Here is a 22,855-nt window from a genome sequence, read left to right as displayed (position 1 = left end):
TGGTGTTCACCCTAGGTAACGTGGTGCGGCGGCCTTGGTGTTTTTACGGTGTTGGCACCGGCCAGGCCATGGGCTGCTCCACTACCAAATCGCTGCGGGCCTGGGCGACGCAGGGCAGAAACCAGCCCTCCGCCTTTTCCTCCGCGCTCACGCCGGGCCAGTCGATTTGGTAGGCCACGGTGCCCTCCGCCAAGCGGCACAGGCAGGTGCGGCAGGTGCCATTGCGGCACGAGCTGACCAGCTCCACGCCTGCAGCCAAACCGGCTTGCAATACGCTGCTGCCAGCGGATGCTACAAACGTCCAGCCATCGGGTTCGATACGAACCTGGAACACTTCCGGCGCTGGGGATGGAGGGGGGAAATCGGGCATCAAAACGCGGTGGAGGGAGGGTTTCTACGAATGCTGCGACAATCACGCTCTTTTTTTCAATTTTGCGTGAGTTTGCGTTTAGACATGTCCGATACGACTACTTTCAAGGTTCGCCCCGCCACACTGCGCGATGCCAAAGCCATCGCCGAGCTCCACAACTCCACCGTGCGCGAAGCTTTTAAGAGCATGCTGGCCGACACCCCGGTGCCCGCCGTTCCCCTGGAAAAGCGCCAGGCTTACTGGCGTGAGGCCATCGAATACGCCGAGCCGCAGGTGCAAGTGGCCCTGGACGACGACAAGATCGTCGGCTTTGTGGGTTTCGACCGTTCGCGTGACAAGGGTACACCCCCCACCATGGGCGAGATCTGGGCTATCTACGTGGTTTCCAGCCACTGGGACAAGGGCGTGGGTCTGGCCCTGTGGGATGCGGCCCGCGAAGGCCTGCAAGACGAAGGCTGCACCCACGTGAGCGTGTGGCTGCCGATTGCCAACGAGCGCGCCATGCGCTTCCATGAGCTTGCCGGCTTCAAGCGTGAAATGTCCAGCGCCAAAACGGTGCCTATTGGCACCGTGAAGATCGAAGAAATCCGCCTCAAGCGCCCGCTGAACTGAGGCGTTTGACCACTACGCTGCCGATCGAGTAACCGGCACCAAACGAGCAGATCACCCCCACCTCACCCGCCGCAATGTCGGCGTGGTGGCGGTGGAAGGCGATGATGGAACCAGCCGACGCCGTGTTGGCAAATTCGTCCAGGATCACCGGCGCATCGTCCAGCGTGGCTTCGCGGCCTAATAGCTTCTTGGCAATCAGCTGGTTCATGCCCAGGTTGGCCTGGTGCAGCCAGAAACGGCGCACGTTTTGTGGCGTCATCCCCAAGCTCTCCAAGTGTTGCTCCATGTGCTCCGCGGCCATGGGGCACACCTCTTTGAACACCTTGCGGCCTTCCTGGCGGAACAGCTGGTCGCGGTCTTCGGGGTTGCGGTCTTCGGCGCGCCACATGAAGCCGTGGTTGTTGCGGATGTTGTTGCTGAAGGTGCTCAAGAGTTTGGTGCCCAGCACTTCAAAGGCACCGGCGGGTGCCAGGTCCAGCCGCTCCACCAGAATGGCTGTGCACACATCACCAAAGATGAAGTGGCAGTCCCGGTCTATCCAGGCCTGGTGGGCCGAGGTGATTTCGGGGTTCACCACCAGCACCGCACGCGCGCTGCCGCAGCGTACCGCGTTCACTGCCTGCTCCAGTGCAAACGTGGCCGACGAACACGCCACATTCATGTCAAAGCCGTAGCCCTGCACACCTAGCGCGGTCTGGATTTCCACTGCCATGGCGGGGTAGGGGCGCTGCATATTGGCAGCGGCGCAGATCACGCCATCCACATCGGCTGCGGTCTTGCCCGCAGCCTGCAGCGCGTCCTGGCAGGCCTTCACGGCAATCTCAGCCATTAGTGAGATCTCGGTGTCAGGGCGCGGCGTGAAGTGCGGGCGCATGCGCGTGGGGTCCAGCACGCCGGTCTTTTCCATCACGTAGCGGCGCTGAATGCCCGAGGCCTTTTCGATGAACTCCGCGCTGGAGTCTGTCAGCGCCGTGTGCGTGCCGGCCGCAATCGCGTCGGCGTGTGCTTCGTTCTGCAGTGCGGCGTAGGCGTTGTAGGCGGCTACCAACTCGGCGTTGGTAATCACGTTGGGTGGGGTGAACAGGCCTGTACTGCTGATGGCGACACGGTGCATGGTGAATTTCTGGTTCGTTTGGGCGCAGCGGCTGCCAGCGCCGGGGCGCATTATCCGCTGAAGCCCTGACAGTCCCGGGCGTTACAGCGGGCCTGTGCATGCAGGGTGCTTCGCGCTACGCTGTGACTATCTTTGCCCCGCATATTCAGGAGACACGCATGACCCACTTTCGCGGCTGGGCCGCCCACAGCAAGACCGCCCCGCTGGAACGGCTGGACTTTGACCCCGGCCCGCTGGATGCCGAGGACGTGGAAATTGCCGTGGAGTACTGCGGCGTCTGCCACTCCGACCTGGCCATGGTGGACAGCGAGTGGTTTCCCACCAGCTACCCCGTGGTGCCGGGACATGAGGTGGTGGGCACCATCGTGGCCGTGGGGTCGAACGCCAAGGGCCGCAGTGTGGGCCAGCGCGTGGGTCTGGGCTGGCACAGCAAGAGCTGTCTGCACTGCAATTTTTGCGTGGGCGGTGAGCAAAACCTGTGTGGCAAGCGCCAGCCCACCATCATCGGCCGCCATGGTGGCTTTGCAGACAAGGTGCGCGCGCACTGGAGCTGGGCCTTGCCCATTCCAGAAGCGCTGGACCCGGCCGCAGCAGGTCCACTCATGTGCGGCGGTGGCACCGCGTTTTTGCCTTTTGTGATCCACGACATCAAACCTACGGACAAAGTAGGAGTGGTCGGCATTGGTGGTCTAGGCCACCTCGCCGTCAAGTTCGCCAAGGCCTGGGGTTGCGATGTCACCGCCTTCACCTCCAGCCCGTCCAAGCGTGAGGAAGCGCTGGCGCTGGGCGCGCACCGCACCGTGTCCAGTGTGGATGTGAAAGAGCTCAAGGCCTATGCGGGCCAGCTGGACTTTTTGCTGGTGACCGTGGGCGCAAGCTTGGAGTGGGATGCGCTCATCGGCACACTGGCGCCCAAGGGCCGTCTGCACATGGTGGGCGTGGTCACCGAGGCCATGAAGGTCCGCACCAGCGGCCTGCTGTCGTGGCAGCGCAGCATCTCCGCATCGCCCACACCATCGCCCGCCACGTTGGGCAAGATGATGGAGTTTTGCGCCCGCCACGGCATTGCGCCGCAGGTGGAGCACTTCCCCATGTCCAAGGTCAACGATGCGCTGGACCACCTGCGCAGCGGCAAGGCACGCTACCGCGTGGTGCTGGATGCCGACTTCGTCTGACGCACCCCTGTTGTTGCAAACGCTGCGACTGGACCCCGCGGCACACCCGCGCGGGCAGCCGCACCTCAGCGCGGCCAGCGGGCTGGTGCGTGTGGGGCAGCGCCTGTATGTGGTGGCGGATGATGAACTGCACCTGGGGGTGTTTGAAGACATTGCCGCGACTGGTGGCAAGCCCGTCAACGGTACGCTGCTGCGCCTGCTGGAGGGCGAACTGCCGCAGGACAAGGGCAAGCGCAAAAAGGCCAAACCGGATTTCGAAAGTCTGGCGCTGTTGCCACCGCTGCCGGGCTGTCCAGCGGGTGCCTTGCTGGCGCTGGGCTCTGGCTCCAAGCCGCAACGCCACGCGGCCGTGCTTCTGGCGTTGGATGCACACGGTGTGCCCAATGGCCGCAGTGCGCTGGTGGATCTGGAGGCGCTGTACGTGCCGCTGCACAAAGAGTTTGCCGATCTGAACATCGAGGGTGCATGGGTGGCCAGCGGCGAACTGTTGCTGCTGCAGCGTGGCAACAAAGGCAACGCGCGCAACGCCTGTATTCGCTACGACTGGAACCAGGTGGCCCCTTGGCTCAGCGGCCAGCGCGCCGAGCCACCAGCGGCAAAGAGCGTGCAGACCATTGCGCTGGGCGAGGTGGATGGCGTGCCACTAGGCCTGACCGATGGCGCGGCCCTGCCGGGCGGGGAATGGGTGTTCAGCGCGGTGGCTGAGGATACGGATGACAGCGTGCAAGACGGGGCCTGCGTAGCCTCTGCGGTGGGCATCGTGGGACCTGATGGGCTGGTGCGCAGGATGCAGCGCCTGCACGGGGCGCCCAAGGTGGAAGGCATTGTGGTGCAAGCCGAGGGGGACGATTGGGTCCTGACGCTGGTGACGGACCCGGACGACCCGCAGGTAGCGGCGCGGGTGTTGCAGTTACGCATAAAAAAGAGCCGCTAGCCCCCGTCAAACGTGCGCTAGCAGCTCCTTATTTCATAGCGCATCACTGCGCCAGGTAGTAATCCGAAGAAGGGGCCTTACGCCTCCCCGCCAAAGCGCTTGGTGAGGTTGTCGATGTACTGCTCCACCATCTTCTCGAACTCGGCCTCGGTCACTGGGCCTACCACCATCTTCATGAGGCCGGGCAGGGGCAGGGTCAGTTCGCCCTGAATCTCCAGCTCCAGCTTGGTGGATTTTTTGTTGTCGGTGATCTTCCAGCTGCCGGATACCAGCGCGTTGCCTTCTCCCTTTACGGGGGTCCACACCACGGTGCCCTTGGCCTTGTTGGATACGTATTTGGACGCATAGACGGTCTGCAGGCTGATGGAGGCAATGCCGATCTTTTCCATCTCCCAGCGGTAGGCGCCGCCGCCCAGGTCCACCAGTTTGTCGACCTTGGGGAAGTGGCTGGCGGAGGTGGGGACGTCCGAGAGGACGTCGAAGACCTCGGCGGCCTTGGCCTTCACTTCAAATTCGTAGCCCAGGTTGATCTCTACGGTAACGGCCATGGTGTGTGTCTCCTTGTTGTAAATGGTGGTCGGCGCATGTTACTGCGCTTGGCCGGGGCCGGTCTGGAGCCGGCTGCCTAGAAAGTGTGGACGTCAGTGCGGGCCGCGCAGGCGCTGCAGGGTCAGCTGCAGCAGCCGGGCATCCGAGCTGGCGCGGTGGCGCTGGGTGCCACGTTCGCTGGCAATCTGGGCCTTCACCTGGTGCCACTGGTCGGCCTCTTGATCGGTCAGCAGGCTGCGCAGGTTTTCCAGCTTGAAGTGGGGGCTCATCTCGGCCGCCTCAAACAAGGCGGACAACCAGGTGTAGTCATTGGCCCAGCCATCGGAGTACACGGTTTGGCCAGCCAACTGGGCATTCAGGCGCTGGGCCACTTCGCGAGCGGGTAGGCCGCGGGCCTGCAGCAGGTCGCGTGTGATGCGGTGCAGCGCGGCGGCGCCTTCGTCCCAGTGGGTCCAGTCGGGTTCGGGTTGTACCAGGGTGCAGTAAGCATGGCCGTCGGGCAGCACGTAGCCCACTTCGATGGGGTAGCTGCTGCGACCCAGGCCTGAGGCCTCGATGTCCAGCACCGTGGGGCTGGGCATCAGCGGGTCGTGGGGCACCGGGGGAGTCTGTGTCATGGGGAGTGTGGCGGCGCCTTGGTCATGGCCATTGTCCAGCAAGCTTTGCGCCAGTGCTGTACGGGTAAGCACTAAGGGGCATACGCCAAACGGGTGACAATGGGCGCCTCTTTCACTTCCTACCCCACACACCATGGCCAGCAGCCTTCTTGCCCTGATCGACGACATCGCCACTGTGCTGGATGACGTAGCCGTGCTCACCAAAGTTGCGGCCAAAAAGACCGCCGGCGTGCTGGGCGACGACTTGGCGCTGAACGCCCAGCAAGTGGCCGGTGTGAGCGCCGACCGCGAGCTGCCCGTGGTGTGGGCCGTGTGCAAGGGCTCGCTGGTGAACAAGGCGATCCTGGTGCCAGCCGCGCTGGCCATCAGCATCGTGGCGCCCTGGCTGGTCACGCCGCTGCTGATGGTGGGTGGCGCATTCCTGTGCTTTGAAGGCTTTGAGAAACTGGCACACAAATTTCTGCACCGCGCCGAAGACGACCAGGCCCACGAAGAAGCCCTGATGCAGGCCCTGACCGACCCCAGCGTGGACCTGATGGCGCTGGAGAAGGACAAGGTGAAGGGTGCCATTCGCACTGACTTCATCCTCTCGGCCGAGATCATCGCCATCACCCTGGGCACGGTGCAAAACAGTGTGTGGACCACCCAGCTCACGGTGCTGGCCGGTGTGGCGCTGCTGATGACGGTGGGCGTGTATGGCGTGGTGGCGGGCATCGTGAAAATCGACGACGCGGGGTTGTACCTGAGCCGACAATCCGGTTGCGGCACGCAGGTCCTGGGCCGTGGCCTGTTGCGGGCGGCGCCCATTCTGATGAAATTCTTGTCGGTGGCCGGTACTGCGGCCATGTTCCTGGTGGGCGGCGGCATTCTGGTGCACGGCCTGCCGTTTTTGCACCACCTGCTCGAAGGCCTGCCGCTGTCCTTCCTGGGTGAGGCGGCAGTGGGTGTGGTTGCCGGTGCGCTGGTGCTGCTGGGTGTGATCGGCGTGAAGCGTGTGATGAAGATTTTTAAATAGAAAGTGCCTCTGGCCCCCATGAACAGTGCGCAAGCAGCTCCCAAATCCATAGCAACCGGTTTGTTTCTGGCCATCGCGGGAGCGATTGCCTTCAGTGGCAAGGCCATCATCGTCAAGCTGGCCTACCGCCACGGCGTCGATGCGGTGACGCTGATCATGCTGCGCATGCTGTTTGCGCTGCCGTTCTTTCTGGCCATTGTTTGGTGGACTGGGCGCAAGGCGCGCCTGTCTGGCGTGGCCCTGCCGCGCCTGACCCCGCACGACAAATGGGGCATTCTGGGCCTGGGCATCACGGGCTACTACCTGGCCAGTTTTCTGGACTTTGCGGGGCTGGCCTACATCTCGGCCTCGTTGGAGCGGCTGATCCTGTACCTCAACCCCACGCTGGTGCTGTTGCTCGGCCTGGTGCTGTATGGCAAACGCATCAGCGGCGCGCAGGCGTTGGGCATGGCCATCAGCTACGCCGGTGTGCTGCTGGTGTTTGGCCACGAGGTGAACCTGGCCGGTGGCGATGTGGCCCTGGGTGCGCTGCTGGTGTTTGGCAGTGCTATCAGTTACGCCATCTACCTGGCCTACAGCGGCGAGCTGGTGCAGCGCTTGGGCTCGCTGCGGCTGGTGGGGCTGGCCACCAGTGTGGCCTGTGTGCTGTGCATTGCGCAGTTTGTGGTGCTGCGCCCGCTCAACACCGCGTTTGCCGTGGCACCGGAGGTGCTGTGGCTGTCGGTGCTGAATGCGACGCTGTGCACCGTGGTGCCGGTGCTGATGGTGATGATGGCGATCGAGCGCATTGGCGCCGGCCTGGCTGCGCAGGTGGGCATGGTGGGGCCCATGTCTACCATCATCATGGGCGTACTGCTGCTGGGCGAACCGATGAACGTGTGGGTCGCGGGGGGCACCGTGCTGGTGTTGTCCGGGGTGTATGTGGTGAGCCGTAAACGCTGAACAGGAGGCTGCAATGGACTTGGGAATCAAAGGCAAATGGGCGCTGGTGTGTGGCGCCAGCAAGGGGCTGGGCCTGGGCTGCGCACAGGCATTGGTGGCCGAGGGTGTGAACGTGCTGCTGGTGGCGCGGGGTGCCGAGGCACTGGAGCGAAGTGCTATGAATTTGGAAGCTGCCTACGCAATATCCACGGGGGCTGAGGTGCTGTTTTGTGCCCAAGACATCACGACAGCAGCAGGTCGCGCCGCCGTCTTCGCCATCCGCAAAGACTTCGATATTGTGGTGACCAACGCGGGTGGCCCGCCCACGGGCGACTTCCGCGACTGGGACCGCGAGGCCTGGATCAAGGCCGTGGACGCCAACATGCTCACCCCCATCGAACTCATCAAGGCCACGGTGGACGGCATGGCCGCGCGTGGCTTTGGACGCATCGTCAACATCACGTCGAGCTCGGTCAAATCACCCATCGACATCCTGGGCCTGTCCAATGGTGCACGCAGCGGCCTGACCGGCTTTGTGGCCGGCGTGGCACGCAGCAGCCTGGCGGCGCAGGGCGTGACGATCAACAACCTCTTGCCCGGCAAGTTCGACACCGACCGCATTGCCACCACGGTGCAGGCTGCGGCGGCCAAGACGGGCAAGTCGGTGGACGAGATTCGCGCGGCGCAGCAGGCGCAGATTCCCATGGGGCGCTATGGCACACCGGAGGAGTTTGGGCAGGTGTGCGCCTTCTTGTGCAGTCAGCAGGCGGCGTACATGACGGGGCAGAACGTGTTGCTGGATGGGGGGGCTTATCCGGGGACCTATTAGGTTTTAAACACCCACTCCCCCAGCCCCTCGCCCCGTCGGCGAGGGGAGCTTTAACAGCCATATTTGGTGGCTGTGCACCGGCTACGGAATTAATCAAGAGAAGTTGCCACCATTGTTTCACTCGACGGCCAATGCCAACGGTTGTGGGACTTCGAACGCGTAGGCTCGGAACCACTGGCGGGCGCAGCCGCCAGCGTTGAACAACCCATCTCCTCGAGGTCACCCCCAACGCAGGCGCAGGCTGTGGATTGCCAATACAGCTCTAAAGCCCCGCCAGTAGCCGCGCAGCCGGCGCGACACAACAAGATATGGCTGTTAAAGGCTCCCCTCGCCGACGGGGCGAGGGGCTGGGGGAGTGGGTGTTAAAAAATCAAGACACCCCAGCCTGCGCCTGCGTACGAAACACCTTGGGCGTCACCCCAAACTGCTGCTTGAAGCTGCGGATGAAATAGCTGGCACTCGCAAAGCCTGAACACCAGGCAATCTCTTTCACCGCCGAATCGTTCTCTGCCAACAGCCGCGCAGCCCGCGCCAGACGTTGCCGCAGGATGACCTGCCACAGATGCTCCCCCGTGCTGCGGCTGTAGAGGTGCGACAGGTAGTCTGCCGTGCAACCCAACTCCTCGGCCAGGCTGGCTACGGTCAGTTCCACCTCGCCCAGGCGGTTTTGTACCGAGACACGCAGGCGGCCCAGCAGGGCTGGTTCGCTGGACACGGTTTTCTCGGGCGCATCTAGCAGGCGTGACACGGCCGACAGCGCCGTGAGCACCAGCGCGCGCTGTTGCAACGCCCACAGGCCATGGGCATCTTGCGCGGGTGGTTTGGTGGCGTCGTTCAGCCAGGCCTCGATGCGTGCCGCGTCCACATGCGGGTAGACCTCCAGGTACAGGTTGGCGGGGCGGCCGGGTTTGGCCTCGTTGGCCAGGTGGCAGGACACGCTTTGGTGGTCCGCGTAGATCACCAGGTTGGAAAACGGCTGGTCGTCGCCACCGGCCACCCACTCGTCGTGCAGCAGTTTGGGCGGCATGACGAGTGCCTCACCCGCTTGCAGTGTGACCTGGCCGTGCGGGAATCGGAATTCGGTGTGGCCCTGCACCTGCAAAAACAGCTCGGCATTCAGGTGCAGGTGGCCGGCCCCACGTGTGGTCCAGCCCAGCTGCGGTGGTGGCGAGACCAGGCGCAGGCTGCCGCTGGCGGCGCGGGCGATGAAGTCGCCCAGGTCTTGGCGCATGCGCTGGGCGTGTGCAGGGGCGGCGGGGTCATTGGGCGAGATGGCCGCCACGCTGCAGCAGTCGGGTTGTTGAGAGGTAGTCAAGAATTTTGCTACTTTTGACATATTGCTGGTATGGATTGGCGTTGCCGGCTCGCGGGGGTTGCCCTTACGCTACAGCAATGGTGAAAGCCGTATTTTGCTGTTTTCTCCCATTCCCTGCCCATTTCCATGCCACACAAGATAAATCTGATTATTTCCTCCGTCCGGAGGCCTGCATGAGCGCCGCCATCCACGGAACCCCAGCTCAAATCCGCCAGGCCACCTGGGCCACCCGTTCGCTGTTTGCTGCGCTGGGCGTGGTGGCCGGTGCCTGGGGCGTGCACATTCCCTCGGTCAAAGAGCTGTATGGGCTGACCGAAGGCTCGCTGTCCTTGGTGTTGGTAGCGGCCGCCCTGGGGACCGTGGGCATGCTGTTCGTCGCAGGCCGCGTCATTGGCCGCTTGGGCCCGCGCAATGCCGTGGCCCTGGCTGGCATGGCTATGGGATTGATGCTGGCGCTGGTGCTGCACTGGCCCGGCTATATGCCGTTGCTTCTGGCCACGGTGGTGTTTGGTTCCACCATGAGCATTTACGATGTCGGCATCAATACCGAAGGCTCGGCGCTGGAGGCTGCGGGAGGCCGTCCCATCATGGGCGGACTGCACGGCATGTTCAGCGTGGGCGCCATGTCCGGTGCAGCGCTGACCGCGCTGCTGCTGCGCCTGGAGGTGCCAGCGGCCTGGCAGCTGGGCGGTGTGGGTCTGGGTGTCAGTGTGTGGATGGCGCTGGCCTCGCGCTGGATGCTGCCCACTGCACCGCAGACGAAGGAGTCGGCCGAGACGCCGCAGTTCGCGTGGCCACGCGGCGCACTGCTGATCATGGGCTTGCTAATTTTTGCGGGCGCCAGCGCCGAAGGTGTGATGCAGGACTGGGGCGTGCTCTACCTGAAACAGGAAGTGCTAATGCCCCAAGACCGCGCAGCCATTGGCTACGCTGCGTTTGCGGGTGCCATGGCGGTCATGCGCTTCCTGGCTGACATTCTGCGTGCCCGCTACAGCGAACAGTTGCTGTTGCGCGGTAGCGGTGTGGTGACTGCCGTGGCCATGGCCATCGTGCTGCTCAGCGGCAGCCCGGTTATCTCCATCGTGGGCTTTGCGGTCATTGGTGCAGGTCTTGCCATGGTGGTGCCCATCCTGTTTGGCGCAGCCAGTCGCGTGCCCGGCACTACGCCGGCCGCGGCCATCGCCGCAGTCTCGTCCATCGGCTACAGCGGCTTCATGATCGGCCCCCCGCTGATTGGCGGCATTGCCCAGCACGCCTCGCTCACCGCGGCCATGGGCGTGGTGGTGGTTACTGCCACCATCCTGGCGCTGAGCGCGCACTACGTGCCCGAAAAGCGGCCCGAAGGCGCAGCCGGCGAACCCTCACTTGCGTGAGGACAGCACGATGCCGGAGACGATGAGCACGAACGCTAGCGCGTGATACAGCCGCGGCGTCTCTCCCAGAAAGGCCGATGACAGCACGGCGGTGAACAGCGGTGTGAGGTTGATAAAGAACCCCGCCACCGCTGGCCCTGCGCGTGCCACGCCCGCCCCCCAGGCGCCATAGGCAATCACGGCCGGACCTACGGCAATGAACGTCAGGGCCGCGCCCAGGGGCCAACTCCAGTCGATGTGGGCGGCGGTAAAAGCCCACTCCCCGGCCGTGGACAGGGCGGACCAGCCCAAGCCCAGCACCACCTGGCCCAGCAGAAACTGGGCCCAGTCGGTGCGGATGCTGGCGGACTCCGCCGTGGGGTGGGCCAGCAGCCAGCTGTACAGCGCCCAGGCAATCGAGGCCAGCAGCACATACACATCGCCTGGCACCAGGCGCAGGTGGGTGATCACCTGCCAGTCGCCCCGTCCCAGCACCAACACCACACCGCTGAGGGACAGCAGCGCGCCCAGCACCTGACGGCGCGTGACCGCCATCTTGAAGAACAGTCGGCCAATGATCAGCATCCACACCGGGGTGCTGGCCCCCACCAGGGTTACGTTGATGGCGGTGGATGTGTTCAGCGCCAGGTAGAGCAGGGCGTTGTAGCCGCCAATGCTGAACAGGCTCAGCAGCGCAAACCGACGCCACTGCGGCCACAGGCCACTGTCGCGGCGCAGCACGCTGCCGGCCAGCGGCAGCAGCAGGAGGAAGGCCAGGCTCCAGCGCAGCAGGTTCAGCGTCATCGGCGAAATCAGGGGCGCCACCAGGCGGCCCACGACGGCGTTGCCAGACCACATGAGAGGGGGGATGACCAGCAGCAGTGCGGCGGTCGGGGTCAGGCGTTGGGTCATGCGCGCACTGTAGCAAGGCGTGAATGCCCTCGCTTGCGAGCGGCTGACGCGCATTTCTGGCACCATTTCGGCCACGCATCCCCATTCATTTTCCTGGAGTTCCCATGACCGCTATTGCCTCCCGCGCCATCCATATCGCCCAGCACGGCGGCCCCGAACAGCTGCAATTGGTCCGCGTGACCGTGGGCGAGCCCGGCGCGGGTGAGGTGCGCATTCGCCACCACGCCGTGGGTCTGAACTTTATCGACGTGTACCAGCGCAGCGGCCTGTACCCACAGCAGCTGCCCGTGCAGCTGGGCATGGAGGCCGCCGGTGTGGTTGAGGCAGTGGGCGAGGGCGTGACGCACCTGAAGGTGGGTGACCGCGCGGCCTACGCCAGCAACCCGCCCGGTGCCTACTGCGAGGTGCGCGTGCTGCCCGCCAAGTGCGTGTGCAAGCTGCCCGATGCCATCAGTTTTGAGACTGGTGCCGCCATGATGCTCAAGGGGCTGACCGCGCAGTACCTGCTCAAGCGCACGCTGCCACAGGGGGGCTTGAATCCGGGTGACTTTGTGCTGTTCCATGCTGCAGCCGGTGGCGTGGGCCTGATTGCCAGCCAGTGGGCCAAGGCGCTGGGCCTGCGGTTGATTGGCACGGCAGGTTCAGATGCAAAGTGTGCGCTAGCCCTCGTCAATGGTGCGGAGTTCGCTATTAATTACGCAGCAGAAAACTTTGCCAAACGCGTGAAGGAGATCACCGGCGGCAAGGGCGTGAAGGTGGTGTACGACAGCGTGGGCAAGGACACCTGGGAGCAGTCGCTGGACTGCCTGGCGCCGTTTGGCCTGATGGCCAGCTTTGGCAATGCGTCGGGCCCGGTGGCGCCGTTTGCGCCCGGTATCCTGGGAGCAAAGGGCTCCATCTATGTGACGCGCCAGACTCTGTTCACCCACATCGCCACGCGCGAGGCCACGCAGGCCATGGCGGATGATTTGTTTGCCGTGGTGCAGAGTGGTGCGGTGAAGATCCACATTGCTCAGCGCTACACGCTGGAAAACGTGCAACAGGCGCACCGTGATCTGGAGGCCCGCCAGACCACGGGCTGCACCATCCTGACGCTTTAGAACAGGACGCCGGCGGACAGCACCTGTTCGCTCATCCAGAGCTTCTGGTCGGCCGTTCCCTGGTACACGGGTACGCCCTTGAGCACGCCGTAGGCGAACTTCTGGGTGAGTTCCAGAAACATGGCCTTGTAAACGCGGTAACGCAAGCCCACTTCCACGCCAGCCGTCCAGCCGTTGATCTGCCACCAGTCGTTGCTGTTGGTGCAGCAGACGTTGGTATTCTTGGGGCCGACCTGGTTTTGCTTGCCCAGAATGGTGTTGTCGGCGTGGGGCAGCAAGATGCCAGCACCCACGCGGCTGATGAGCTGCAGGTCGCCCGGCTTGTGCTGGGGCCCGGCCAGGTGGCGCAGCCAGACTGCGTTGATCATCACGTGGTTCAGGCCGTTGTGCAGCGCGTAGTCGAAGTTCTGGGAATTAAGAACCATGCTGCCAGGGGCGGGGCTGCCGCCGATGGTGCCGTCCACATCGGCGGTCTGGTTCGCGTCCACGTTGTACTTGCTGTGGTCCAGCGAGAACTCGATGGCAAAGGTCTTCTCCTCATTCATGAACTTGCCGATGCGCAGGTTTTCTTGCGGGTTGGTGAAGTCCAGGTTGAAGAGGGAGTTGATGGTGTCCGGCACGCTGGACGGGAAGTCGCTGCCCTTGGCTTGGCGGACGGTGAAGTCATTGCCCTGGCTGGGCTGGGACACATGGATGTCCGACGGCGCGTACTGCTGACGGCTGTAGCCCCACGAGAAATACCAATTACCGTCCTGGTTCAGTGCGCGGTCCATCTTGGCGGAGGTGGCGTTTTGCACGGGGGTGGTATCCACTGGAGCGGCCTGCGCCAGCACCACGCTTTGGGCCATCACGGCGGAGCATGACCACGCCAGGGCGGCAGCGACCAGAGTTTTTTTGGATAGGGTTTGCATAGGGGAGTATCTCAATGGGGAGCGTGCGGGTTCGCGCCTATTTTCCCATCAGCGGGTCTTGGGCAGAACGCAGGCGGTTGGGGGCCAGTTCGCCTGCCGAATCCAGGATGGGGTAGGCGATGGAGCAGATATGAGAATTGATGCGCTTGAGATCGCTGATCAGGTCCAGGTGCAGCGAGCTGGTTTCGATGCTGGGCAGGGTGTTGTCGCTCAGGCGTTCGATGTGCGTGGCGGCGTATTCGCGCTCCAGATCGCGGAAGCGGGTTTTTTCTTCCAGCAGGCGGCGTGCGTCGCGCACATTGCCATTCAAAAACACGCTCATGCCCAGGCGCAGGTTGTCCAGCAGGCGACTGTGCAGCTCGCAGATCTCGCGCATGCCGGCTTCGGAAAACTCGCGGCCCTTGTTGATTTTCTTGTCTTCCACATCCTGGATCACGCGCTCGATGATGTCGCCGATCTGCTCCATATTGATGGTGAAGCTGATGATGTCGGTCCAGCGCTTGGCTTCGTTTTCGCCCAGGGCCTCGCGGGAAATCTTGGTCAGGTAGTACTTGATGTCGCTGTACAACTCGTCGACTGTGTCGTCCATGTGGCGCAGTTGCCGGGCCAATTCCTGGTCGTTGTCGCGGATCACGTTCAGCGCGCCCAGCAGCATGGACTCAACCACATCGGCCTGGTGCATGGCCTCGCGCACGGCGCATGAGATGGCCAGTGAGGGCGTGGCCAGGGCGGATGCATCCAGGTGGCGCTGGCGCCCGGCTACCGTGGTCTTTTGCGGCTTGGGTAGCAAGTGCTCCACCCAGCGCGCGACCACCTGCGTGAAGCTGATCAGGGCCAGTCCCACCCCCAGGTTGAAAGCGAGGTGGAATCCCACGACCAGTGTGGCTTCATCGGGGAGGTAGGGGCTTGCATAGCGCATCCAAACACCCGAAAAAGGCAGTACGGCCAGCACGCCCAGAACCTTGAACACCAGGTTGCCCAGTGGCACCTGGCGGGTTTCGATGTTGGCGTTCAGCGTGGTCAGCACGGCCAGTGCGCCGCTGCCCAGGTTGGCGCCCAGCACCAGGCCCAAAGCGACGTCAATAGGTACCACACCAGAAGATGCCAGCGTGGCCGTCAGCAGCACGATGGCCAGGCTGGAGTACGAAACCAGAGCCAGCGCGGCACCCACAGTGATTTCCAGCAGCAGGTCGCTGGTCAGCGTGCCCAGCAGTGCCTTGACCGGCGCGGCCTGGATCAGCACATTGGCCGACTGCGTCACCAGGCGCAGCGCCAGCAGCATCAGGCCCAGGCCAATGAGCACGCGGCCCACGCGGCCCCAGGTGGTGGACTGGCGCGCAATGAACAGCACCACACCCACAAAGATGAACAGGGGAGAGAGCCAGGACAGGTCGCGCGAGAACACCACCGCCATCAGGCTGGTGCCAATGTCGGCGCCCAGCATCACGGCCAGGGCCGAGGGCAGGCTCATAAGGCCCTGGCCGACAAAGGCCGAGACGATGAGCGCGGTGGCGGTGCTGGACTGCACCACGGCGGTGACGCCAATGCCGGAGACCGCCGCCGTGAAACGGTTGCCGGTGCTGTGGGCCAGGATGCTGCGCAGGTTGGCACCAAACACCCGCAAGATGCCGGTGCGCACCAGCTGGGTACCCCATACCAACAACGCAATGGCGGCGAACAGATTCAGCAGATGGGTCAAGTTGCAAATCCTTGAGAAGTTAGCGGGTGCGGCGCACGCGCAGCAATTCGTCCAGTATCAGGCAGGCCGCGCCAATGGAGATCGCGGCATCGGCCACGTTGAAGGCCGGGAAGTGCATGCCGTTCCAGTGGAAATCCAGAAAATCCACCACATAGCCATGCATCAGGCGGTCAACGACGTTGCCAATTGCACCGCCCAGAATACAGGCCATTGCGAAGCTGAACAACTTTTGCCCTGCGTGCGAGCGCAGCATCCAGAGGATGACGGCCGCCGCCACCAGGCCCAGCGCGGTGAAGAACCAGCGCTGCCAGCCTGATGCGCCCGCCAGGAACGAGAAGGCCGCCCCTGTGTTGTGCGCCCGCACCACGTTGAAAAAGCTGGTGACATAGGTGCTGTCGCCCAGGTGGTAGTAGCCCACGATCAGCACCTTGGTGAACTGGTCCACCAGCAGCACGATGAAGGCCAGGCCCAGCCACTGCCACAGGCTGTTGTTGCCGCCGCCAGCGGATTTGAAGCCACCGCGGGCCATCAGGCAAACGTCCGGGTTTCGCCGGCGCCATACAGGTTGCTGGTGCAGCGGCCGCACAAGGTGGGATGCGCAGCATCCACACCGATGTCACTGCGGTAATGCCAGCAACGCTCGCATTTCGTGCCATTGGAGGCTGCAACGCTTATGGATTGTGCGCTACCAGCTACCAAAGTGATAGCAGAGGTGATGAATACAAACTTCAGGTCGTCACCCAGGCTGCTCAAGAGCGTGAACTCTTCGGGCGGCACGGTCAGCGTCACCTCGGCTTGCAGCGATGCGCCCACCTGACCGGCAGTACGCAGGGTTTCGATGTCTTTGTTGACCGCTTCACGCACGGCGCGGATGCGGTCCCACTTGGCGAGCAAAGCTTCGTCGGCGGCGGTTAGCTTCACATAGCCGTCCATGAAGATGGACAGCTTGGTGGCCGCAGGCGTCTTGCCTTCCGCACCCAGCACGGCCCAGGCCTCCTCGGCGGTAAAGCTCAGGAACGGTGCCATCCAGCGCAGCATGGCCTGGGTGATCTGCCACAGCGCGGTTTGCGCGGAGCGGCGTGCCAGGCTGTTGGCGCCGGTGGTGTACAGGCGGTCCTTGAGGATGTCGAGGTAGAACGCACCCAGGTCTTCGCTGCAGTAGACCTGCAGCTTGGACACCACGGGGTGGAACTCGTACACGTTGAAGTGCGCCAGGATGTCGGTCTGCAGTTGCGCCGCACGGCTCAACGCGTAGCGGTCGATCTCCAGCAATTGCTCAAACGGCACGGCGTCTTTGGCCGGATCAAAGTCGCTGACGTTGGCCAGCAAAAACTTCAGTGTGTTGCGCACACGGCGGTAGGTGTCCACCACGCGGGCCAGGATCTTGTCGTCGATGTTCAGGTCACCGGAATAGTCGGTCGACGCCACCCATAGACGAACGATTTCGGCGCCCAGCTTGGTGGTCACGGTCTGCGGGTCCACCGTGTTGCCCAGGCTCTTGCTCATCTTGCGGCCCTGGCCGTCGGTGGCAAAGCCGTGGGTCAACAGTCCCTTGTAGGGCGCGCGGTCATACAGCGCGCAACCCAAGAGCAACGAGCTGTGGAACCAGCCGCGGTGCTGATCGTGGCCTTCCAGGTACAGGTCGGCCTCGGGGCCTTCGGTGTGGAAGGGCACGCGGTCATACGCATCCTTGTGGCTGCCGCGCAGCACGTGCTGGAAAGTACTGCCGGAGTCGAACCACACTTCCAGAATGTCTGTGCTCTTGGTGTAGCTGGGGGCGTCGGCCGCGCCGAGGATTTCTTCGACGGTCACGCGGCTCCAGGCTTCGATGCCGCCCTTTTCCACAATGTCCGCCGCCTGGTCCAGGATCTCCATCGTTCGCGGGTGCAGCTCGCCGCTGTCCTTGTGCAGGAAGAAGGGCACGGGCACGCCCCAGCTGCGCTGGCGCGAGATGCACCAGTCAGGCCGGTTGGCGATCATGTCGCGCAGTCGGGTCTTGCCGTTCTCGGGGTAGAAGCTGGTTTGTTCGATGGCGTCCAGCGCCAGCTGGCGCAGGGTCTTGGGCGCCTTGTCCTTGGTGAACACTCCCGGGCCTTCGTCCATGCGGATGAACCACTGCGCCGCAGCGCGGTAGATCACGGGTGTCTTGTGGCGCCAGCAGTGCGGGTAGCTGTGCGTGATGCCCACGGTGGCCATCAGGCGGCCAGCGACCTTGAGCGCGTCCAGGATGACGGGCACAGCCTTCCAGATGTGCAAACCACCGAACAGCGGGAAATCAGGTGCGTAGGCGCCGTTGCCCTGCACCGGATTCAGGATGTCGTCGTACTTCAGGCCGTTGGCCACGCAGGAGTTGAAGTCATCCACGCCATAGGCAGGCGCCGAGTGCACGATGCCGGTACCGTCGCCATCGCTGACGTAATCGGCCAGGTAGATGGGGGATAGACGTTTGTAACCCGCGTCCACGTCGTACAGCGGGTGGCGGAAGTTTAGGCCGCCCAGCTTTTCGCCCTTGGCGGTTGCCAGCACGGTGCCGGTCAGGCCAAACCGTTCCAGGCATTTGTCCACCAGCGTCTCGGCCAGCACCAGGCAGCCCTTCTCGGTCTGCACCAGCGCATAGCTGAGTTCGGGGTGGGCGTTGAGGGCTTGGTTGGCGGGGATGGTCCAGGCGGTGGTGGTCCAGATCACGGCAAACGCGGTCTGGCCTGCGGGCAGGGCAGACAGGCCAAAGGCCGCGGCGAGCTTGCCCGCGTCGTCTGTCTCAAAGGCCACGTCCAGCGTGTCGCTCTTCTTGTCCGCGTACTCGATTTCAAACTCGGCCAACGACGAGCCGCAGTCAAAACACCAGTACACAGGCTTCAGACCGCGGTAGACAAAGCCTCGTTCGATCACGCGCTTGAAGGCGCGGATTTCACCGGCTTCGTTGGCCGGGTTCATGGTTTTGTAGGGGCGTTCCCAGTCACCCAGCACGCCCAGTCGCTTGAAGTCTTCGCGCTGTTGGTCAATCTGTTCGGTGGCAAACGCGCGGCTCTTGGCCTGCATGTCGTCACGGCTCAGGTTGCGGCCGTGCAGTTTTTCGATGGCGTTTTCAATCGGCAGGCCGTGGCAGTCCCAGCCGGGGATGTACTGCGCGTCAAAGCCGGCGAGCTGCTTGCTCTTGACGATCATGTCCTTCAGCACCTTGTTCAGCGCGTGGCCGATGTGCAGCTTGCCGTTGGCATAGGGCGGGCCGTCGTGCAACACGAACAGCGGCGCGCCGTGGCGCGCATCGCGCAGCTTTTTGTACAGGCCTTCTTCGTTCCAGGTTTTGACCCAGGCGGGTTCACGCTTGGGCAGATCGCCGCGCATGGGGAAGGGGCTGTCCGGCAGGTTCAGGGTGCTGCGGTAATCAACTTTGTCAGTCATGGCAAATCTCAAAGGGAGTTGAACGGCCTGCGGTGGTCGTCACGGCAAGCGATGGGGCAAGACGCGGGGCAAAGTGCGTCGGGTGGCCCCGTCAAATTCGGGCGCTGACGTTGGACTGAAGCCAGGCACGTGCATCGTCGCGGTCTTTTTGTATGCCCTGGGTGAGGGCGTCCAGACCGTCATATTTGAGTTCGTCGTGCAGTTTGTGTAGCAGTTCCACGCGGATGATTTTACCGTAGGCCCCCTCGGGGCCTAGTTCGGCCGGCCAGTCCAGGCAATGGGTTTCCAGCAGCACACGCCCGCCGTTCACATCGGTGGGGTCCAGGGAAGGGCGCACGCCCAGGTTGGCCACACCCTGCAGCGGCTTGGCAGACAGGCCATGCACCAGCACCACAAAGATGCCGCTGGCGGCCGGTTTCCAGTGCGCAAAGCGCAAATTCAGGGTCTTGAAGCCCAGTGTGCGGCCCAGCTTGCGCCCGTGCACCACATGGCCACTGATGCAGTAGGGACGGCCCAACAGGCGGGCGGCGGCGGCCATGTCGCCCCGGCCGAGCGCCTCGCGCACGGCTGAGCTGGAGACGCGCAGGCCGTGCACCTCGTAGCTATTCATGCGGGCTACGTCAAAGCCTTGGGCGTCGCCCGCGGCGTCCAGGAGCGCGTAATCACCCGCACGGGCCTTACCAAAGCGGAAATCGTCGCCCACCAGCACATAGCGGGCGCCCAGGCCGCCCAGCAGCACCTGGTCAATGAACTCCTGCGGGCTCTGGTTGGCCAGCCGCGCGTCAAAGGGCAGCACCACGGTCTGGTCTACACCGGCTGTGGCCAGGTCTTCCAGTTTGTCGCGCAGGGTGCCCACGCGGGCCGGGGCCAGGTCGGGTTTTTGGTGCAACTCAGCGAAATAGTCGCGTGGGTGGGGCTCAAAGGTCAGCACCACGCTGGCCACACCGCGCTGCTGGGCTTCGCCCTTGAGCAGGGCCAGCATGGCCTGGTGGCCCCGGTGGACACCGTCAAAGTTGCCAATCGTGACCGCACTGGCACTGGCGACGCCAGGGTGCTTGAAACCGCGGAAAACCTTCATGGGTTGTTATCTTTTTGATAGCAGGCCGCGCAAACGCTGCCGGGGCTTGAAGCCAATTTGTCATGGAAACACTGTATATTGTCACCTAGCAGGGCCCAGACGCATGTCTGGCGCGCACTTGCAGACATTTGGCAGTCCGTGTTGGTGGTAGGTTTTACCGTTGATGGAGGCGTTGCGTGAAAGTCTTGAAGTTGTCGGCCCAGGGGCTTCCCCAGTCCTGGATCTCGCTGGAACAGGCGGTGATCCACTATGCTTCCGGCGAGGTGCGCTGGGAGTCGGGGGGTGAGGTCGCCGTGTTCCACGGTGGGCACAACGCCATGACCGGCCAGCAGTCCATCGTGCGGGTCAACAGCATCATCGGCACGCGCGGTGTGCCCAATATCAACCCCTTCAACCTGCGCCCCGGCCTGACCAACGCCAAGCTCTTCATCCGCGACCGCAATGTGTGCGCCTACTGCGGCGGCCATTTCCATGAGGGCGAGCTGACCCGCGAGCACATCATCCCCTTCGCCCAGCATGGCATCGACACCTGGATGAACGTGGTGACGGCCTGCAAACCCTGCAACCACCGCAAGAGCCACCGCACGCCCGAACAGGCGCACATGCCGCTGCTGTACACGCCCTATGTGCCCAGCCTGTGGGAAGACTTCATCCTGCGCAACCGCCGCATCCTGGCGGACCAGATGGAGTTTTTGATGGCCCACGTGCCCAAATCCTCGCGCCTGCTGGATTAGCATTGGGGGCATGAGCAACGCCCCTGCAACCCCCACCCCGTCAGACCGCCCGCGCATCGCGCTGATTGCGCACGACCGTAAAAAAGACGCCATGGTCGAACTCGCTCGCGAGTTCGCGCCCTACTTGCAGCAGTGCACGCTGATGGCCACCGGCACCACGGGCGGGCGGCTGGTCAATGAGGTGGGACTGAATGTGGAACGCATGCTCAGCGGCCCCTGGGGCGGCGACTTGCAGATTGGTGCGCGGCTGGCCGTGGGCGAGGTGGATGTGGTCATCTTCTTGCGTGACCCCATGACCCCGCAACCGCACGAACCCGACATCAATGCCCTGGTGCGCGCCTGCGACGTGCACGACGTGCCCTGCGCCACCAACCTGTCCAGTGCGCGCCTGGTGTTGGCGCAGATGCTCCTGAAACTATAGCTGCTGGCGCAGGTTCTACGCGGGCTAGCCTAGAGTTAGGGGCACAAACAGCCGTGCGTCGTCGCGCAGCACCAGCAGGGCCAGCTTCTTGCGGTCTTTGCCCAATTGGGCCTTGAGGCTGTCTACCCCCGCCATCTCGCCGTTCACCGACAGGATCACATCGCCCGGACGCAGGCCCGCGCGTTTGGCGGGCCCATCAGCTACGTCTTCCACCACCAGTCCACCAGCCACTTGGGCCTCCGCCCGCTCCTGGCGCGTCAGCGGGCGCACCGCCAAGCCCAATTGCTTGTCCTGCGCTGGGCTTGCATCCGGGGTGTCTGCTTGGGCCACTTCCATCTGGTCCACGCTCATGCTGATGTCCTTGGCCTGGCCCTTGCGCCAAATGGTCACGCTGACCTTGGCGCCGGGCGCGGTGTCAGACACCAAGGGCGGCAACTCAGACGACTGGCTGACCGCGGTGCCGTTGAACTTCAGGATCACATCGCCGGGTTGCAGGCCGGCCTTGTCCGCCGCTGTGCCTTTTTCCACCGAGTTCACCAGCGCGCCCTTGGGCTGGTCCAGGCCGAAAGATTCGGCCAGCTCGGGGCTCACCTCTTGGATCGTCACGCCCAGGCGACCGCGGGTGACCTTGCCGTGTGCCAGCAACTGGCCCTCCACCTTCATGGCTACATCAATCGGGATGGCGAACGACAGGCCCTGGTAGCCGCCGCTGCGGCTGTAGATCTGTGAGTTGATGCCGATCACCTCGCCTGCCAGGTTGAACAGCGGGCCGCCCGAGTTGCCGGGGTTGATGGCCACGTCGGTCTGCAGAAAGGGTACGTAGCCATCGTCCGGCAGCGTGCGCGACTTGGCCGAGACGATGCCCGCGGTGACCGTGTTCTCGAACCCGAAGGGCGAGCCAATGGCCACCACCCACTCGCCCACGCGGGCCGCCTTGGGATCGCCGATGTGCACGGTGGGCAGGTCCTTCGCATCAATTTTCAGCACTGCGACGTCGGACACCTTGTCCAGCCCAATCACCTTGGCCTTGAACTCGCGCTTGTCGCGCAGCTTCACCGTCACTTCATTGGCGTCGGCCACCACATGGGCATTAGTCAGCACTACGCCGTCAGACTTGACGATGAAGCCCGAGCCAGTGCCGCGCGTGGGCGTTTCACTGGGACCGTTGGGGCCACCACCGGGAGGCTGGAAGCGGCGGAAGAATTCGTAGAACGGATCATTCGGGTCCAGTTGCGGCACGCCCGTGCGGGCACTGGTCTTGACCATGCCCGCCACGCTGATGTTGACGACCGCCAAGCCCTGCTGCTCGGCAATGTCGGAGAAGTTGGTGGGCGGCAGCCCGCGTGCGCCGGGTGCGGCAGCGATGACGGCTGCCGGCGCCGCATCGGGCCCAGGCGGCGCCAGGCTGCGTTGCGAAATCGCGTAGCCGCCCAGGAAGCAGCTGGAGGCCAGCAGCCCTGTCGCAGTAGCCTTGATGTATATCGATTTGTGTTTGGTTTCCATGGTGAAGTACCTCCGTCAGAAAGAACATGGCTATGGAACGCCGCACCGCACACCGGTTGCGCGAACAACTGCCCCTCAGATAGGGTGAGAGGTGCAAATTACCAGAGGGGTTCCGCGGTCGATTGCAAAGAACTGTGAAGAGCGTGCCGCGTTTGAAGTCCATGACCTTGCGCAGTCGGCCAGGTTCTGCTGCGACACCTAAACCCTAAACCGCGGCCCCTTTCATCCCAACTGTCTGTAGTCATTTGCTGACGTGAATTTCAGGAATGTCTGATAGCCATAGTTCTTCCGT

22 protein-coding genes are annotated in these 22,855 nt (G+C 63.6%); 10 read left to right on the top strand and 12 right to left on the bottom strand.

Translation table 11 applies throughout. From position 1 onward, the window contains the following. Positions 1-43: 43 nt before the first annotated feature. Positions 44-370: a 2Fe-2S iron-sulfur cluster-binding protein gene (locus J2X15_RS19950; protein WP_310346391.1), complete on the bottom strand. Its 327-nt coding sequence runs from the start codon at positions 368-370 to the stop codon at positions 44-46. Positions 371-454: 84 nt separating this feature from the next. On the opposite strand from J2X15_RS19950, the gene J2X15_RS19945 reads away from it, so the two are divergent. Next, a complete protein-coding gene (locus tag J2X15_RS19945; RefSeq protein ID WP_310346389.1) occupies positions 455-982 on the top strand; it encodes a GNAT family N-acetyltransferase in 528 nt (175 codons plus the stop codon). Here J2X15_RS19945 and J2X15_RS19940 read toward each other — a convergent pair. Next, entirely contained in the window at positions 963-2,096 is a 1,134-nt protein-coding gene (locus J2X15_RS19940) for a beta-ketoacyl-ACP synthase III (protein ID WP_310346386.1), read from the bottom strand. The two genes, J2X15_RS19945 and J2X15_RS19940, sit on opposite strands and share 20 nt — an antisense overlap. Positions 2,097-2,254: 158 nt before the next feature. Here J2X15_RS19940 and ahr point away from each other — a divergent pair, with 158 nt between their 5' ends. Both ahr and J2X15_RS19930 read left to right on the top strand, forming a co-directional pair. Next, positions 2,255-3,271, top strand: a complete 1,017-nt coding sequence (gene ahr / locus J2X15_RS19935; RefSeq protein WP_310346382.1) for an NADPH-dependent aldehyde reductase Ahr — start codon at positions 2,255-2,257, stop codon at positions 3,269-3,271. Further along, the gene (locus J2X15_RS19930; protein WP_310346379.1) at positions 3,255-4,205 is read left to right on the top strand and encodes a DUF6910 family protein; all 951 of its coding nucleotides are present in this window, start codon (positions 3,255-3,257) and stop codon (positions 4,203-4,205) included. Before ahr ends, J2X15_RS19930 begins: the two co-directional genes overlap by 17 nt. Positions 4,206-4,282: 77 nt before the next feature. On the opposite strand, the gene J2X15_RS19925 is transcribed toward J2X15_RS19930, so the two are convergent. Both J2X15_RS19925 and J2X15_RS19920 read right to left on the bottom strand, forming a co-directional pair. Then, positions 4,283-4,753, bottom strand: a complete 471-nt coding sequence (locus J2X15_RS19925) for an SRPBCC family protein (protein ID WP_310346376.1) — start codon at positions 4,751-4,753, stop codon at positions 4,283-4,285. A gap of 93 nt (positions 4,754-4,846) precedes the next feature. Next, the gene (locus tag J2X15_RS19920) at positions 4,847-5,371 is read right to left on the bottom strand and encodes a 3'-5' exonuclease (protein ID WP_310346372.1); all 525 of its coding nucleotides are present in this window, start codon (positions 5,369-5,371) and stop codon (positions 4,847-4,849) included. Positions 5,372-5,504: 133 nt separating this feature from the next. Here J2X15_RS19920 and J2X15_RS19915 point away from each other — a divergent pair, with 133 nt between their 5' ends. From J2X15_RS19915 to J2X15_RS19905, 3 genes are read left to right on the top strand one after another with little or no spacing between them, the layout of a single operon-like run. Next, positions 5,505-6,386 carry a DUF808 domain-containing protein gene (locus J2X15_RS19915; protein ID WP_310346369.1) on the top strand — a complete coding sequence of 294 codons (882 nt, stop codon included), beginning with the start codon at positions 5,505-5,507 and terminating at the stop codon, positions 6,384-6,386. 18 nt (positions 6,387-6,404) lie between these two features. Then, positions 6,405-7,328, top strand: coding sequence for a DMT family transporter (locus tag J2X15_RS19910; RefSeq protein ID WP_310346366.1), 924 nt, complete (start codon positions 6,405-6,407; stop codon positions 7,326-7,328). A 13-nt stretch (positions 7,329-7,341) separates the two neighbouring features. Further along, positions 7,342-8,136: an SDR family oxidoreductase gene (locus J2X15_RS19905; RefSeq protein WP_310346364.1), complete on the top strand. Its 795-nt coding sequence runs from the start codon at positions 7,342-7,344 to the stop codon at positions 8,134-8,136. A gap of 370 nt (positions 8,137-8,506) precedes the next feature. Here J2X15_RS19905 and J2X15_RS19900 read toward each other — a convergent pair whose 3' ends face one another. Beyond that, a complete protein-coding gene (locus J2X15_RS19900; protein ID WP_310346361.1) occupies positions 8,507-9,451 on the bottom strand; it encodes a helix-turn-helix domain-containing protein in 945 nt (314 codons plus the stop codon). 173 nt (positions 9,452-9,624) lie between these two features. Here J2X15_RS19900 and J2X15_RS19895 point away from each other — a divergent pair, with 173 nt between their 5' ends. Continuing rightward, positions 9,625-10,824: an MFS transporter gene (locus J2X15_RS19895; RefSeq protein WP_310346358.1), complete on the top strand. Its 1,200-nt coding sequence runs from the start codon at positions 9,625-9,627 to the stop codon at positions 10,822-10,824. Here J2X15_RS19895 and J2X15_RS19890 read toward each other — a convergent pair. Next, entirely contained in the window at positions 10,813-11,715 is a 903-nt protein-coding gene (locus J2X15_RS19890) for a DMT family transporter (protein WP_310346355.1), read from the bottom strand. The two genes, J2X15_RS19895 and J2X15_RS19890, sit on opposite strands and share 12 nt — an antisense overlap. A 104-nt stretch (positions 11,716-11,819) precedes the next feature. Between J2X15_RS19890 and J2X15_RS19885 the strand changes: the two genes are divergently transcribed. Then, positions 11,820-12,815 (top strand): quinone oxidoreductase family protein, encoded by a 996-nt coding sequence (locus tag J2X15_RS19885; protein WP_310346353.1) that lies wholly within the window; start codon positions 11,820-11,822, stop codon positions 12,813-12,815. Here J2X15_RS19885 and J2X15_RS19880 read toward each other — a convergent pair. The 5 genes from J2X15_RS19880 to J2X15_RS19860 all read right to left on the bottom strand — a co-directional run bounded on the left by J2X15_RS19880 (position 12,812) and on the right by J2X15_RS19860 (position 19,905). Beyond that, positions 12,812-13,726 (bottom strand): hypothetical protein, encoded by a 915-nt coding sequence (locus J2X15_RS19880; RefSeq protein WP_310346350.1) that lies wholly within the window; start codon positions 13,724-13,726, stop codon positions 12,812-12,814. The two genes, J2X15_RS19885 and J2X15_RS19880, sit on opposite strands and share 4 nt — an antisense overlap. A 37-nt stretch (positions 13,727-13,763) precedes the next feature. After that, positions 13,764-15,425 (bottom strand): Na/Pi cotransporter family protein, encoded by a 1,662-nt coding sequence (locus tag J2X15_RS19875; protein ID WP_310346347.1) that lies wholly within the window; start codon positions 15,423-15,425, stop codon positions 13,764-13,766. Positions 15,426-15,444: 19 nt separating this feature from the next. Beyond that, positions 15,445-15,954 (bottom strand): signal peptidase II, encoded by a 510-nt coding sequence (gene lspA, locus J2X15_RS19870; RefSeq protein ID WP_310346344.1) that lies wholly within the window; start codon positions 15,952-15,954, stop codon positions 15,445-15,447. After that, positions 15,954-18,827 (bottom strand): isoleucine--tRNA ligase, encoded by a 2,874-nt coding sequence (gene ileS / locus J2X15_RS19865; RefSeq protein ID WP_310346341.1) that lies wholly within the window; start codon positions 18,825-18,827, stop codon positions 15,954-15,956. The genes lspA and ileS overlap by 1 nt, the downstream gene beginning before the upstream one ends. Positions 18,828-18,918: 91 nt before the next feature. Further along, entirely contained in the window at positions 18,919-19,905 is a 987-nt protein-coding gene (locus J2X15_RS19860; RefSeq protein ID WP_310346338.1) for a bifunctional riboflavin kinase/FAD synthetase, read from the bottom strand. Positions 19,906-20,081: 176 nt separating this feature from the next. On the opposite strand from J2X15_RS19860, the gene J2X15_RS19855 reads away from it, so the two are divergent. Together J2X15_RS19855 and J2X15_RS19850 are read left to right on the top strand one after the other, a co-directional pair. Next, entirely contained in the window at positions 20,082-20,639 is a 558-nt protein-coding gene (locus tag J2X15_RS19855) for an HNH endonuclease (RefSeq protein ID WP_310346336.1), read from the top strand. 10 nt (positions 20,640-20,649) lie between these two features. After that, on the top strand, positions 20,650-21,060 hold the full coding sequence (locus J2X15_RS19850; protein ID WP_310346333.1) for a methylglyoxal synthase: 411 nt from the start codon (positions 20,650-20,652) through the stop codon (positions 21,058-21,060). A 24-nt stretch (positions 21,061-21,084) separates the two neighbouring features. Here J2X15_RS19850 and J2X15_RS19845 read toward each other — a convergent pair whose 3' ends face one another. Further along, entirely contained in the window at positions 21,085-22,563 is a 1,479-nt protein-coding gene (locus tag J2X15_RS19845; RefSeq protein ID WP_310346330.1) for a DegQ family serine endoprotease, read from the bottom strand. Positions 22,564-22,855 lie beyond the last annotated feature (292 nt).

It is taken from the genome of Rhodoferax saidenbachensis (genome assembly GCF_031457975.1).
Lineage (GTDB): Bacteria > Pseudomonadota > Gammaproteobacteria > Burkholderiales > Burkholderiaceae_C > Allorhodoferax > Allorhodoferax saidenbachensis_A.
This window is presented reverse-complemented; position numbering and strand designations above follow the sequence as displayed.